The sequence below is a fragment of the Dactylosporangium sp. CA-092794 genome, assembly GCF_050948465.1.
Classification (GTDB): Bacteria; Actinomycetota; Actinomycetes; order Mycobacteriales; family Micromonosporaceae; genus Dactylosporangium.
Window position 1 is genome coordinate 8,706,318 of the sequence record NZ_CP192044.1, and the last position, 13,291, is coordinate 8,719,608.

9 protein-coding genes are annotated in these 13,291 nt (G+C 74.2%); 7 read left to right on the plus strand and 2 right to left on the minus strand.

Annotated features, from left to right (window positions below):
- Nucleotides 1–52 precede the first annotated feature (52 nt).
- Nucleotides 53–1,507, minus strand: a complete 1,455-nt coding sequence (locus ACQPXD_RS37425; RefSeq protein WP_432826521.1) for a PLP-dependent aminotransferase family protein — start codon at nucleotides 1,505–1,507, stop codon at nucleotides 53–55.
- A 335-nt stretch (nucleotides 1,508–1,842) separates the two neighbouring features.
- Between ACQPXD_RS37425 and ACQPXD_RS37430 the strand changes: the two genes are divergently transcribed.
- From ACQPXD_RS37430 to ACQPXD_RS37460, 7 genes are all read left to right on the plus strand, one after another.
- Entirely contained in the window at nucleotides 1,843–2,607 is a 765-nt protein-coding gene (locus ACQPXD_RS37430; RefSeq protein WP_432826523.1) for a PucR family transcriptional regulator, read from the plus strand.
- 28 nt (nucleotides 2,608–2,635) lie between these two features.
- Nucleotides 2,636–4,282, plus strand: a complete 1,647-nt coding sequence (locus tag ACQPXD_RS37435; RefSeq protein ID WP_432826525.1) for a hydantoinase B/oxoprolinase family protein — start codon at nucleotides 2,636–2,638, stop codon at nucleotides 4,280–4,282.
- Nucleotides 4,279–5,421 (plus strand): ABC transporter ATP-binding protein, encoded by a 1,143-nt coding sequence (locus tag ACQPXD_RS37440; RefSeq protein ID WP_432826527.1) that lies wholly within the window; start codon nucleotides 4,279–4,281, stop codon nucleotides 5,419–5,421. Before ACQPXD_RS37435 ends, ACQPXD_RS37440 begins: the two co-directional genes overlap by 4 nt.
- Nucleotides 5,418–6,302 carry an ABC transporter permease gene (locus tag ACQPXD_RS37445; protein WP_432826529.1) on the plus strand — a complete coding sequence of 295 codons (885 nt, stop codon included), beginning with the start codon at nucleotides 5,418–5,420 and terminating at the stop codon, nucleotides 6,300–6,302. The genes ACQPXD_RS37440 and ACQPXD_RS37445 overlap by 4 nt, the downstream gene beginning before the upstream one ends.
- The gene (locus ACQPXD_RS37450; protein WP_432826531.1) at nucleotides 6,299–7,102 is read left to right on the plus strand and encodes an ABC transporter permease; all 804 of its coding nucleotides are present in this window, start codon (nucleotides 6,299–6,301) and stop codon (nucleotides 7,100–7,102) included. The genes ACQPXD_RS37445 and ACQPXD_RS37450 overlap by 4 nt, the downstream gene beginning before the upstream one ends.
- 117 nt (nucleotides 7,103–7,219) lie before the next feature.
- Nucleotides 7,220–8,401, plus strand: a complete 1,182-nt coding sequence (locus ACQPXD_RS37455; protein ID WP_432826533.1) for a S8 family peptidase — start codon at nucleotides 7,220–7,222, stop codon at nucleotides 8,399–8,401.
- 262 nt (nucleotides 8,402–8,663) lie between these two features.
- Nucleotides 8,664–10,739: a WD40 repeat domain-containing protein gene (locus ACQPXD_RS37460; RefSeq protein ID WP_432826535.1), complete on the plus strand. Its 2,076-nt coding sequence runs from the start codon at nucleotides 8,664–8,666 to the stop codon at nucleotides 10,737–10,739.
- Here ACQPXD_RS37460 and ACQPXD_RS37465 read toward each other — a convergent pair.
- Nucleotides 10,736–13,165: a glycoside hydrolase family 65 protein gene (locus ACQPXD_RS37465; RefSeq protein WP_432826537.1), complete on the minus strand. Its 2,430-nt coding sequence runs from the start codon at nucleotides 13,163–13,165 to the stop codon at nucleotides 10,736–10,738. The two genes, ACQPXD_RS37460 and ACQPXD_RS37465, sit on opposite strands and share 4 nt — an antisense overlap.
- Nucleotides 13,166–13,291: the final 126 nt, after the last annotated feature.

Here is a 13,291-nt window from a genome sequence, read left to right on the forward strand (position 1 = left end):
GTAGGCGCGCCACCCGCCCGGCCGGGCCGTCCGCTGGTCGATGTGCACACCGTCAGCCGACCAGCGTCGGCAGGCGCCGGTCCTCGCGGGAGCTCAGGTACTGCGCCCACGCCTGCGCCAGGCGGCGGGCGCCCTCGGCGAGGGCCTGCGGGTCCTGCACGAACGACAGCCGCAGCTGCTGCTCCATCCGGGTGGTCGGGGACAGCATCGGGCCGGGCGCGACGCGTACCCCGTGCCGGCGCGCCACCGCCGCGAAGTCGACGGCGTCGCCCTGCGGCAGGGTGACCCACAGCGACAGCCCGCCGGCCGGCGGGTCCCAGCTCCAGCTCGGCAGGTGGGCGCGCAGCTCGTCCTCCAGCACCGCCAGGCGGGCCCGGCTGGCCTCGATGCGCGCCGCGCGGACGGCGTCGATGTCGCGCAGCAGCTCCACCGCGAGCAGCTGGTCGAGCACCGGCCCGCCCTGGTCGACGGTGAGCTTGATCCGGGAGAGCCGGCCGATGAGTTTCTCGTCGGCCCGGACCCACCCGACGCGCAGCCCGCCCCACAGCACCTTGCTCAGCGAGCCGATGCTCAGCACCGGCACCTTGGCCTCCAGCGCCGCGATCGGCGGCGGCGTGGGCCCGAAGGCGAGCTCGGCGAGGGTGTTGTCCTCGATGATCGCCGTCGAGTTGCGCTCGGCGAGGGCGACCAGCTCCCGGCGGCGCCGCTCGCTCATGATGACGCCGGTCGGGTTGTTCAGCGACGGGCTGACGTGGAACACCGGGATGCGTTCCCGCCCGACGGCCTCGGTGTACTCCGCGGTGCGCGCGCCCTCGCGGTCCAGCAGCGCCCCGATCACCCGCGCCCGGGCGGCACGGTACGCGTCGATGCTGCCCAGCCACGTCGGGTCCTCGACGACGACGAGGTCGCCGGGGCGGACGAACAGCTGCGCGCACAGGTACAGCGCCTGCTGCGCGCCGGTGGTCACGACGACCTGCTCCGGCGTGGTCGGCGTGCCGCACCGGCTGAGCCGCTCCGCGATCGCCGCGCGCAGCTCGGGCAGGCCGGCCGCGGAGTACCCGTGCCCCTGGCTCGCCCGCCGGAACCCGGCCTGCAGGCCGGCCAGGGCGCCGTCGGGGAAGACGCCGTCGCCCATCGGCGCCGAGTTGGAGAAGTCGATCTCGTCCGGCGGGTCGGCCTGCGGCGCGTCGCCGCCGCCGAGCATCGTGCGCGCGGCCAGCGAGCCGCCGCCGTAGTAGCCGACGTAGGTGCCCGCGCCCTGCCGGCGGGCCACGACCTCGCGCTGCCGCAGCAGCTCGTAGGCGGCGGCGACGGTGGTCCGGCTGATCGCCAGCACCTCGGCCAGCGGCCGCTCGGCCGGTAGCCGGGAGCCCAGTGGCAGCTGGCCGCTCTGCACCGCGCGCTGGATCGCGTCGGCCAGCAGCACGTAGAGCGGGCCGCTGGCCTCGTGCCAGGGGCCGAGCATGTATCGCAGCAGCTGGGTCGGGTTCGACGTCGGCTCGACCACACCCGCCTCCCGTCCGGCGCGCAGCGCACCCGAGGCGGGCGGCCACCCGGCCGTCCGCCATGCCAATCGGTGGGAAACCAATCCAATCGATCGACTCCCCCGCCGCAACCACGGTAATGGCCTGAGTGAGTGCAGGCCATTCCCGCGAGCCCACCGGACCGCGGCAAACCCGCCGTTTCGGTGTTTTTCCTGGCAGACAGCCTGAGGAAGTCGTGTTACCGTTCTGTTTACGCTCCTTTACGAGGCTGTTTGATCTCCGTTGATCAGACGCCAATCCAGCCAATTCCGATCTATTGGCTATTGGATCACCCCGGACACGGGCGCATATTTGCCCGATGGATCCAACCCGAACGGCAGCGATCGGGCCGCCCGGCCGGCCCGTCGAGTACCTCGTGCTCGTCTGCGACCTGGGCGAGCACCGCTCCCCCGCGGCCCACCAGGTGGTACGGCGTGCCCTCACGCCCCGCCCGGCGCGCTGCGAGGAGGTGCCCGAGGGGCTCATGGTGACCGCCCCGGTCACCGGCATGCACGAGCGCCGCGCGCTGGCCCAGACGGTCTGGCGGGCGCTGCGGCAGTACCTGCCCGGGGTCGCCGTCACCGTCGCGGGCGGCGCCGCGTGGCGGCTGCGCGGCACGGACTCCGCGGCGATCCTGCAGGCCCAGCAGACCCTCGTGGCCGGGCGGGCCATCCGCGGCCCGGGCCGGGTCATCCTCATCGACGACCTGGGCGCGCTCGCCTTCCTCGTCGGCCGGCCGGTCGCCCACCTGCAGTACTTCTACGGCGGGGTGCTGGGCCCGCTGGCCGAGATCGACGACGAGCGGACCGAGGCGCTGCTGGAGACCACCAGCCTGTACCTGCGGCTGGGCTGCAACCTCGCCGACACCGCGCGGCTGCTCAGCCTGCACCGCAACACCGTGCAGCAGCGCCTGGCGCGCATCGCCACGCTGACCGGGCTGGACCCGCACGACCCCGACGCCCGGCTGACCCTGCAGAACGCGATCCTGGCCCGCCGGCTCGTCGCGCTGCTCACCGGCCCCGGCCACCCGGGCCTGACGACCACGGCCGCGCCCGGCGCGGGCGTGGCGGCCCCGGCCGCCTGATCCTTCCCACGCCCGCACGGAGGTGCCGATGAAGCCCGACGCCGACGCTGTCGACCCGGTACGGCTCGAGGTGATGCGCAACGCGCTGGCATCGATCGCCGAGGAGATGGGCGCGACCCTGATCCGCTCGGCGTACTCGACCAACATCAAGGACCGGCGCGACTGCTCGTGCGCGATCTACCTGGACGGCGCCATGATCGCCCAGGGCGAGCACATCCCGTACCACCTGGGATTCATGCACTCGGCCGGCCGCGAGCTGTGGCGGCGCCTCGGCGCGGACACCCTGGCCGAGGGCGACGTGATCGTCACGAACGACCCGTGGATCACCGGCTCGCACCTGTGCGACATCCTGGTGTACTCGCCGGTGTTCCACGACGGCCGGGCGATCGCGTTCGTCGCGACCATGGCGCACCACGTCGACGTGGGCGGCATGGCCTCCGGCAGCTGCCCGCCGCTGGCGACCCAGATCTACCAGGAGGGCGTGCGCATCCCGCCGGTGCACGTCCAGCGCGGCGGCCGGTTCGTCGAGGACGTGGTCGAGCTGGTGGCCGCCAACCTGCGCACCCCGCGGGACTTCCGCGGCGACCTGCGCGCCCAGGTCGCCGCCAACACGGTCGGCGCCCGCCGCATCGGCGAGCTGGTGGGCCGGCACGGCGCGGAGGCGTTCGCCGCGCTGGCGGACGCGATCGCCGACTACTCGGAGCGGCGGATGCGGGCCGCGATCGCCGCGCTGCCCGACGGTGAGGCGACGTTCGAGGACTACATCGAGGGCGACGGCCTGACCGACGAGCTCATCCCGATCCGCTGCACGGTGCGGATCGACGGATCCGACGTCCACATCGACTTCACCGGATCGGCGCCGCCCGCCGCCGGCTCCGTGAACGCCCCGCCCGCGCTGCCGCACTCGTGCGCCTACTTCGTGGTCAAGGCGGTCGCCGACCCGCACGTGCCCAGCAACGACGGCGCCTACCGGCCGATCCACGTGCACCTGCCCGAGCACAGCATCGTCAACGCGCCGGCCGGCGCCGCCGTCTCCAACGCCAACCCGGTCACCGGGCTGCGGGTGGCCGACGCCCTCTTCGGCGCCTTCGCCCAGCTCGTGCCCGGCCGGGTGGGCGCGGCGTCCTCGGGCTCGCTCAGCGCGCTGCTCATCGGCGGCCGCGACCCCCGCCACGACCGCCCGTACGCCTACATCGAGACATACGGCGGCGGGCAGGGCGCCCACGCCGGCCAGGACGGGTTCGACGCGATCCAGACCAACATGTCCAACACGGCCAACGCGCCGGTCGAGGCCATCGAGCTGGCCTATCCGCTGCTCATCGAGCGGTACGGCCTGGTCGAGGACTCCGGCGGGGCCGGCCGGCACCGCGGCGGGCTCGGCATCCACCGGGAGGTGCGCGTCCTCGGCCACCGGGCGCAGGTGACCATCGCCGGCGACCGCGGCCGCATCGGGCCGTGGGGGCTCGACGGCGGGCGGCCCGGGATGCCGTCGTCGTGGACCCGGGTCACCGCCGGCGGCGAGCGCGTCGCGCTGGGCTCGAAGGTGATCCTCGACGCCGACCCGGGCGACCTGCTCATCCTGCGCACCGCCGGCGGCGGTGGCCACGGCGACCCGGCGCGGCGCGACCCGGGCGCCGCCGAGCACGACCGCCGCGAGGGCCTGGTGACGGCATGAACACCCCGCCCGAGATGACCGCGCCGCCCGAGATCGCCGGCGTCGCGCCCGCCCCGGCCCCGGCCGTCGCCGTGGAGCTGCGGCACCTGAGCCACCGCTACGGCGAGGTCCTCGCCGTGGACGACGTGAGCCTCGACATCATCGAGGGCGAGTTCCTCACCCTGCTCGGGCCCAGCGGATCGGGGAAGTCCACGCTGCTGATGATGATCGCCGGCTTCCTCGCGCCCACGTCCGGGCACATCCTCATGTCCGGCCGGGACATCGGCGCGATCCCGCCGTACCGCCGCGAAATGGGCATGGTGTTCCAGAACTATGCGCTGTTCCCGCACATGACGGTGGCGGCGAACATTGGCTACCCGCTGCGGCTGCGCAAGCTGCCCCGGGCCGAGATCCGCCGCCGGGTGGACGAGGCGCTGGACATGGTCGGCCTCGGCGGGCTGGGCGGCCGGACGCCGCGGCAGCTGTCCGGCGGGCAGCAGCAGCGCGTGGCGCTCGCCCGGGCGTTCGTGTTCGAGCCCAAGGTCCTGCTCATGGACGAGCCCCTCGGCGCGCTGGACAAGAAGCTGCGCCAGCAGATGCAGGTCGAGCTCAAGCGCATCCACCGGCAGCTGGGGGTCACCGTCGTCTACGTCACCCACGACCAGGAGGAGGCGCTGACGATGTCCGACCGCATCGTCGTCATGCGGACCGGGCGGCTGGAGCAGGTCGGACCGCCGGCCGAGGTCTACAACGCGCCCCGGTCGGCGTTCGCGGCTGACTTCCTCGGCGACTCCAACCTCGTCACCGGCCGGTGCGTGGAACGGGCCGGCGAGCTGGTGCGCATCGCGGTCGGCGACGACCGGTCGCTGTGGGCCGCCGGCGGCTGCGCCGTCGACGCGACGGTCACCGTGAGCATCCGGCCCGAGCAGCTGCACATCGCGCCCGCCGGCGGCGCCGCCGCGGACGCGCTCAACCGTTGGCCGGGCACCATCACCGACAAGGTGTACCTCGGCGACGCCGTCCGCTACCGGGTCGACACCGGCGGGACGTTCCTGCTCGCCAAGCGCCAGGAGGGCGGCGCGACCCGCCAGCTGGACGTCGGCGCCGGCGTCGAGCTGACCTGGCCGCCCGAGCGCGCCACCGTCCTGGAGGCACCGTGAGCACCGCCGGCACGATCGAGCGGTCCGCGGCGCCGGCCCGGCCGCGCCGGCGGCCGCGGCTGGCCCGGGCGGCGCTGCTGCTGCCGGCCGGCGTCCTGCTCGGCGTCTTCTTCGCCTACCCGCTGATCAGCATGGTCGTCACGAGCTTCATGGGGGACGGCGGCGGGCTCACGCTGGACAAGTACCGCGAGGTCCTCGAGGTGCCCACCTACCTGACGGTCTTCCGGATCACCTTCGAGATCGCCGCCCTGGTGACGGTCGCGACGGCGCTGGTCGCCTACCCGCTGACCTACGTGATCGTCACCGGCCCGAAGCTGCTCGGCAGCATCCTGCGCGGCCTGGTCATCATCCCGTTCTTCGTCAGCCTGCTCGTGCGGACCTACGCCTGGCTGGTGGTGCTCTCCCCGGACGGGATCGTCAACCAGACGCTGCACGCGCTCGGAGCCGGGCCGGTGCAGCTGCTGTACAACCGCACCGGCGTGATCATCGGCATGACGTACGCGTTGCTGCCGTACATGGTCTTCGCCCTCTACGGCAACATGCGCTCGGTCGACACGCGGCTGCTGCAGGCGGCGCAGAACCTCGGCGCCGGTCCGTGGCGGGCCTTCCGCACGGTCTTCCTGCCGCTGACGTTCCCGGGCATCGCGGCCGGGTCGATCCTGGTGTTCATCCTGGCGTGCGGGTTCTTCATCACCCCGAAGCTCATGGGCGGCCCGGGCGACGTCATGATCGGCTCGCTGATCACCACGCTCGTCTCCGAGCGGGGCCAGGTCGACGACGTCGCGGCGATCGGCACCGTGCTGCTGGCGATCACGGTCGTCGGCTTTCTCGCCGCCAGCCGCTTCGTCGGGCTGCGCGCCCTGCTGGAAAGCCGGGAGTGAGCGCCGTGGGCCGGGCACTGCTCTACGGCTTCGCCGTGCTGGTCGGCATCCTGCTGATCGTACCGCTGGTCATCGTCATCGCCGTCTCGTTCTCCTCCTCCGAGTTCCTCGCGTTCCCGCCGCCCGGGCTGTCCCTGCGCTGGTACGACGAGCTGCTCAGCCGGCCCCAGTGGTCGCAGACGCTGTGGACCAGCGTCGTCGTCGCGGCCCTGGCCACGGCGATCTCGGTCGTCGTCGGTGTGTGCGCGGCGGTCGCCCTGGTGCGCGGCCGGTTCCCGTTCAAGTCCGCGATCTACGTCGCGATCCTCACGCCGCTGATCGTTCCCGAGATCGTGACGTCGATCGCGATGTTCTTCCTGTTCTCCGACCTGCACCTGACCGACACCGTCGTCGCGGTCGCGATCGGCCAGTCCGTCGTGGCGCTGCCGCTGGTGGTGCTCATGGTCTCGGCGACGCTGCAGGGCTTCGACGAGACCCTGGAGCGGGCCGCGCAGGGCCTCGGCGCCACGCCGCTCGTGGCCTTCCGCACCACCACGCTGCCGATCATCGCACCGGCCGTGCTCTCGGCGGCCCTGTTCGCCTTCCTGACCTCCTTCGACAACCTGCTCATCGGGCTGTTCATGGGCGGCCCGTCCACCCGGACCCTGCCGGTGCAGATCTGGACCTCCGTCGTGATGTACGTGGAGCCGGTCATCGCCGCCATCGGCACCGTCCTCGTCGTCGGGCCGGTGGCCCTGTTCGCCCTGGCCGCCGGGTTGCGCCGGATGTCGGCCGCCCGCGGCCGGCAGAGCGGCCCCTGACCGCCCGGGCGGGCGATTTCGGCCGCCACGGCGGCGATGCGGCGGGTGACGCTGCCCGGTCGCTGCGGTGCGGGCGCCCGGCCCGCTCATACGGTGGCAGAAACCTGGGGAGGTCGCATGGGGTCTGCCACACGAATCCGGGCGGCGGCGATCGGCGCCGCGGCGGTCGCCGTCGCGACGGCGCTGGCGGCGCTGCCGGCATCCGCCAGCCCGGCGACCGGCACGGTCTACCACGCCGGCAGCGGCACGGCGGTGGACGGCAGCTATCTCGTCGTGCTCAGGGACGGCCGGGTCGACCACGGCCGGGCGACCGCCCTGACCGCCCGCTACGGCGGCGGCGTCACGCGGGTGTACGGCCACGCCGTGCCCGGGTACGCCGCCAACCTGACCGCGGCGCAGGCCGCCCGGCTGGCCGCCGATCCGGCGGTCGACCGGGTCGAGGCCGACCAGGTGGTGCGGGTCGCCGACACGCAGGCATACCCGCCGTCGTGGGGCCTGGACCGCATCGACCAGCGGCAGCTGCCGCTGAACGCGTCCTACGAATACGGCCCGAGCGCCGGCGTCACCGTGTACGTCATCGACACCGGCGTGCGGATCAACCACCCCGACTTCGGCGGTCGCGCCGCCTACGGCTACGACGCCGTGGACGGCGACTCCACCGCGCAGGACGGCAACGGGCACGGCACCTTCGTGGCCGGGGTCGCGGCCGGCGCGCGGTTCGGCGTGGCCAAGTCGGCGCGGATCGTCGCGGTGCGCGTGCTCGACGACAACGGCTCCGGCACCACGGCGGGCGTCATCGCCGGGATCGACTGGGTCACCGAGCACGCCGCGCCCGGCGAGTCGGTGGCCAACCTCAGCCTCAGCGGCGGTGTCAGCCCCACCCTGGACGCCGCGGTGCTGCGGTCCATCGACGCCGGCATCACCTACACCATCGCCGCGGGCAACGCCGGCGCCGACGCGGCGAACGCCTCCCCGGCCCGGGTCGGCGAGGCGCTGACCGTCGGCGCCACCGACCGCACCGACACCCGGCCGTCGTGGTCCAACTACGGCAGCGCGGTGGACCTCTTCGCCCCCGGCGTGGACATCACCTCCGACTGGCGGACCGCCGGGACCTACACCGCCAGCGGCACGTCCTTCTCCGCCCCGCACGTCGCCGGGGCGGCGGCGCTCTACCTCGACGCCCACCCCGGCGCCACGCCGGAGACCGTCGAGGCGGCGATCACCGCCGCCGCCACGGCCGGCGCCGTCGCCGACCCGGGCACCGGCTCGCCGAACCTCCTGCTCTACACCGGATCGTGATGTGTCACGCCTGCACGGCGGAGTTTGCCAGGGCGTCCGGGCGGACGTATGTCTCCGTGATCATGATGCACGTGGTAGCCGCACCCCGGGTTTGCCATGATCCCGGAGACTTTCGGTACACAGGGGTACATCAGGGCTCCGTGATCATGAAAAACCGTTGGTGTCGGTGGCGGGTACAGCATGATCGCGGAGACTTCCGGTCGCCCTGTCACGTGGCGGCCCCGGGCGAAGGTGGGGCACTGCGCGCTCTAGACTCGCCGCCGTGACCGGCGACGAAGACGTGGTGCGGCGTTTCCGAGTGGTTTATCAAGCGGTCGGTACTCCGACGTGCCTGGCCGTCGGCGGGGTGGCCGGGGGCGGTGCGGTCGCCGTCGCCGGGCGGGACGCGGCGGTCGAGGTGCTCGACCTCGCCTCCGGCGAGCCGGTCCAGGTGTTCGGCACCGGCATCGACTACCTCGAGTCGATCGCGGTGGCGGAGCTGGACGGCCGGCCGGTGGCCGTCTGCGCCGACCGGCGGTGCGTGCGCGTCTTCGACATCGCGACCGGAGCGCTGGTAGCGGAGCCGGTGCCGGCCGACGAGGAGTACCTGTGGGCGGTCGCCACGGCGGCGGTGGCCGGCCGGCCGGTCGTCGTGACCGCCGGCAGCGACGGGCTGCTCCGGCTGCGTGACCTCACCACCGGGGAGGCGGCCGGCGAGCCGGTCGCCGGCCTCGGCGCCAGCCGGCTGGCCGTCGCCGCGCTGGACGGGCGTGCGGTGGCCGTCGCCGGCGGCCGGGACGGCGTGCTGCGGGTGGTCGACCTGGCCGCCGGTACCGTGGCCGCGGTGTCGCCGGCCGCGGACGCGGGTGCGATTGTCGCCGTCGCGGTCGGCGCCGCCGGCGGGCGGCCGGTCGTGGTCAGCGCCGCCGACGGTGAGCGGGTGCTGCGGGTGCACGACCTGGCGACCGGCGCCGCGGTCGGTGAGCCGATCCCGCTGCCCCGCGGGCCGGTCGCCGCGCTCGCCGTCGCCGAGGTCGGCGGCCGGCCGGTCGCGGCCGGGGTAGCCGGGGCGGCGGTGTGGCTGTGGGACATCGCCACCGGCGAGGCGGTCGGTGAGCCGCTGGCGCACCCCGACCGGGTCGAGGCGCTCGCGCTCGCCCGGGTCGGCGATGGGGCGATGCTGGTCAGTGCCGCCCTCGACGACGCGGTACGGGTGTGGCAGCTGCCCGGCGGCGTCCCGGTGGGCACACCGAGCCGGGGCGGGTCCTCGCCGGTCACGGCGCTGACCGCCGGATCGGCCGGCGGACGGGTCGTGGCGGTCAGCGGCCACGACGACGGCGCGCTGCGGCGATGGGACCTGACCGCGCTGGCGCCGGTCGGCCCGCCACTGATCGGGCACGAGGGAGCGATCGACGGGCTCGCCCTCGTCGAGCTGGACGGACGGCCCGCGGTGGTCAGCGCCGCCGACACCACGGTGCGGGTGTGGGACCTGGCCACCGGCGACCCGCTCCGCGCGCCGATCGACGCCGGGCCGCGGACCCGGGTGATGGGCGCCGCCCGCTGGAAGGACCGCACGATCCTGGTGTGCCTCGGCGACGACGGCCGGGCGCGGGTCTGGGATCTGGACACCGGTGAGCTCGCGGCCGGGCCGATGGACGACTGGGCCGGCGCGCACGCGTTCGTCTACCACGGCGGCGTCGTCCACGCCGTGGTCGAGGACCACCCGTACGACAGCGACGCCGACGACTACGACTTCGACGAGATCGCGCTGCAGGTATGGGATTTCGCCGAAGGTACCCAGGTCGGCGCGCCCCTGATCGGCGGCGGGGTCGGCGGGAACGTCATGCGGCCGCCGGTCACCATCGCCGGCCTGGGCACGGGGCCGGTGCTGCTGTCCGGCGCCGGTGCCGACGGGCGGCTGCGGGTGTGGGACCTGACCACCGGCACCGCGGTCAGCCGGCCGCCGGCCCGGCACCGCGGGCAACTCACCGCGCTCGCCGTCCTGGCCCCGGGCGCGCACCCGCACGCCGTGACCGGCGGCCGCGACGGGACGCTGCGCACCTGGGACCTGAGCACCGGCGACCCGGTTGGTGACCCGGTGACCGCCCACCACGGCACGGTGACCGCGATCGCCACCGCCGGCGCGGACGGGCGGGCGCTCGTGCTGAGCGCCGGCACCGACGCGACGATCCGCGTCTGGGACTGGACCGGCGGCACCGGCACCGCCGTGGCCGCCCTCGTCCGCCTCGACGGCGCCGGGTGGGCGCGGCTGCACGCCGACGGCACCCACGAGATCCACGGCGACCCGGGCGGCCGCTTCCGGCTCAGCGGTCAGGAGCCGGGCCCGGCGACCGCCTAGCGGCCCGGGTGCTGGTCGCCGCCGTCGCCCGGTGCGACGGGGAACTCGATCGTTTCGCCGGGGCCGAGCAGCACCGTCTCGCCGCGGCAGCTGAGGCGGACCGGGGGTTGCCGGGCGGCGCCCGCGTCGACCCGGATCGTGTCGCCGGTGATCCGCAGGGTCAGCGGGTGTTCGCGGTAGCGGATGCCGAACTCCAAGGTGCCGAGGTGGCCCGGCCAGTAGGGATTGAGCAGGAGGGTGTCGTCGCGGGTCTCCACGCCGGCGAAGCAGCGCTGCAGAATGTCCACGGACCCGGCCATCGCCGCCAGGTGGACGCCTTCGGCGGTGGTACCGCCCTGGATGTCGGCGACGTCGCTGCCGAGGGCCTCGACGAAGTAGCGCAGCGCCTCCGCCCGGTGGGCGCGGGCCAGGACCCACGCGTGCACGACGGCGCTGAGCGTGGAGCCGTGGGAGGTGCGGGCCAGGTAGTACTCGATGTTCTTCGGGATGGCGTCGCACGGCAGCCAGTAGCCCAGCCGATCGAACAGCTCCGCGAGCTCGTCGGCCGACATCAGGTAGAACAGCATCAGCACGTCGGCCTGCTTGGAGGCCTGGTACCGGTTGGGGCTGTCGCCCTCGGACTCCAGGATGCGGTCCAGCCGGCGGATGTCGCCGTAGCGGTCGCGGTAGCCGGCCCAGTCCAGTTCGGCGAGCGCCGCGTAGCCCTCGAACTGCTCGATGATCCCGTCGGGCCGGATCGGCACGTACATGCGGCGGGAGATGTCGTCCCAGCGCTGCGGCTCGGCGGCGGCGATGCACAGCGTCTCACTCAGCTCGGCGCGGCGGTCGGGGCCGAGCAGGTCCAGCACGTCCAGGGCGCGCCGCATCGCCCACGCGGCCAGCACGTTGGTGTAGGCGTTGTTGTCGATGCCCTCCCGGTCGCTGCCGGGGTAGCCGGTGTGGAACTCGTCCGGGCCCATCACCCCGCGGATGACGTACCGGTCGCGCCCGTGGTCGTACTCGGCCAGGCCGGCGAAGCAGCGGGCGATCTCGAGGATCATCTCCGCGCCGTAGTGGCCGAGGAACTCGGCGTCGCCGGTCGCCTGGTAGTAGTGCCAGACGTTGTACGCCACGGCCAGCCCGACGTGCCGCTGCAGCCGGGAGGCGTCCGGAACCCACCGGCCCGACAGCGGGTTGAGGTGCAACCGCTGGCTCTCCTCGCGGCCGTCGCTGCCGGACTGCCACGGATACAGGGCGCCGCCGAGGCCGGCGTCCCGGGCGGCGGCGCGGGCCTGCGGCAGCCGCCGGTAGCGGTAGCGCAGCAGCGCCCGGCTCAGCAACGGCATCCGCAGGTTGAGGATGGGGAAGACGAACAGCTCGTCCCACAGCACGTGGCCGCGGTACGCCTCGCCGTGCAGTCCTCTGGCCGGTACCCCCGCATCGACGTCGACGCTGTTGGCCGACACCGTCTGCAGCAGGTGGAACAGGTGCAGCCGGACGACCGGCAGCGCCGGGCTGTGCTCCGCCCGCAACGAGATGCGGAACCGCCGCCACAGCTGCCGCCATGCCAGCGCGTGCTCGTCGAGCAGCCGGTCGAAGCCGTCGAGCCGGTGTAAGCGCTGTACCGCCGCGTCCATGGGATCGGAGGTGGCGCTGTCCCGCGACGTGTGGACGGCGACCAGCTTCTCGACGGTGTACTGCTGCCCGGCGCGGACGGCGACACCGATCTCGTGCCCGATGCGGCCCGGCTCCTCGTAGACCTCGCGCGCGGCGTCGACCGGCCGGCCCAGGCTGAGCACGCGGGTGCGCGCGGCCTCGGCGACGCGGATGTGCGACTGGTTGGTCTCCACCGCGCACAGCACGGCGTCGGTGCCGGCCGTCTCCGTGGCCACCGGGGTGAAATGCCGCGCGGACAGCCCCCGGTAGCGGCTCACCCCGGTGTTGGCGACCGTGGCGTCCAGCCCGGAGCGCACGGCCAGCGTCCCGGACCAGTTCTCGGGCGTGAGCGTGGTCTGCAGCCCGCACAGGTGCTCGTGGCGCAGGTGGACGAACCGCCGCTGCACCACCGCCGTGATCCGCCCGGCGCCGTCACGCGAGCGGAACCGGCGGGTCAGCACCCCGCGCCGCAGGTCGAGCTCGTGGTACTCGTCGGACAGCTCCACCCCGGGCCGGCCCAGCCACGGGCCGTCGTCGGCCCGGAACGTCAGCGGCAGCCAGTTGGGCAGGTTCACCAGGCTCTCGTTGCTGATCGTCCCGCCGGCCGCGGTGTCGGCGAGGCGGTTGTAGCAGCCGGCCACGTACGTGCCCGGATAGTGCACGCCACCGGCGTCGCGCTCCGGCACCGCGCCGCGCGTGGCGAGGTAGCCGTTGCCCAGCGTGCACAGGGCCTCCCGGACACCTTCCCGATCCGGGTCGAACCCGTCGAACTCCAGTGTCCACGCGCCCATCGCCCGCGCCCTTCAGCTCGAATGTCTGCAGGTTCCCGGCGCCGGAACCGGCGAAACGTCGCCGCGCCGCGGCGGGCCGCCGACATCGTTTCGGTGGGGGTCCGGCCGGGTACCGAGCACGGGCGG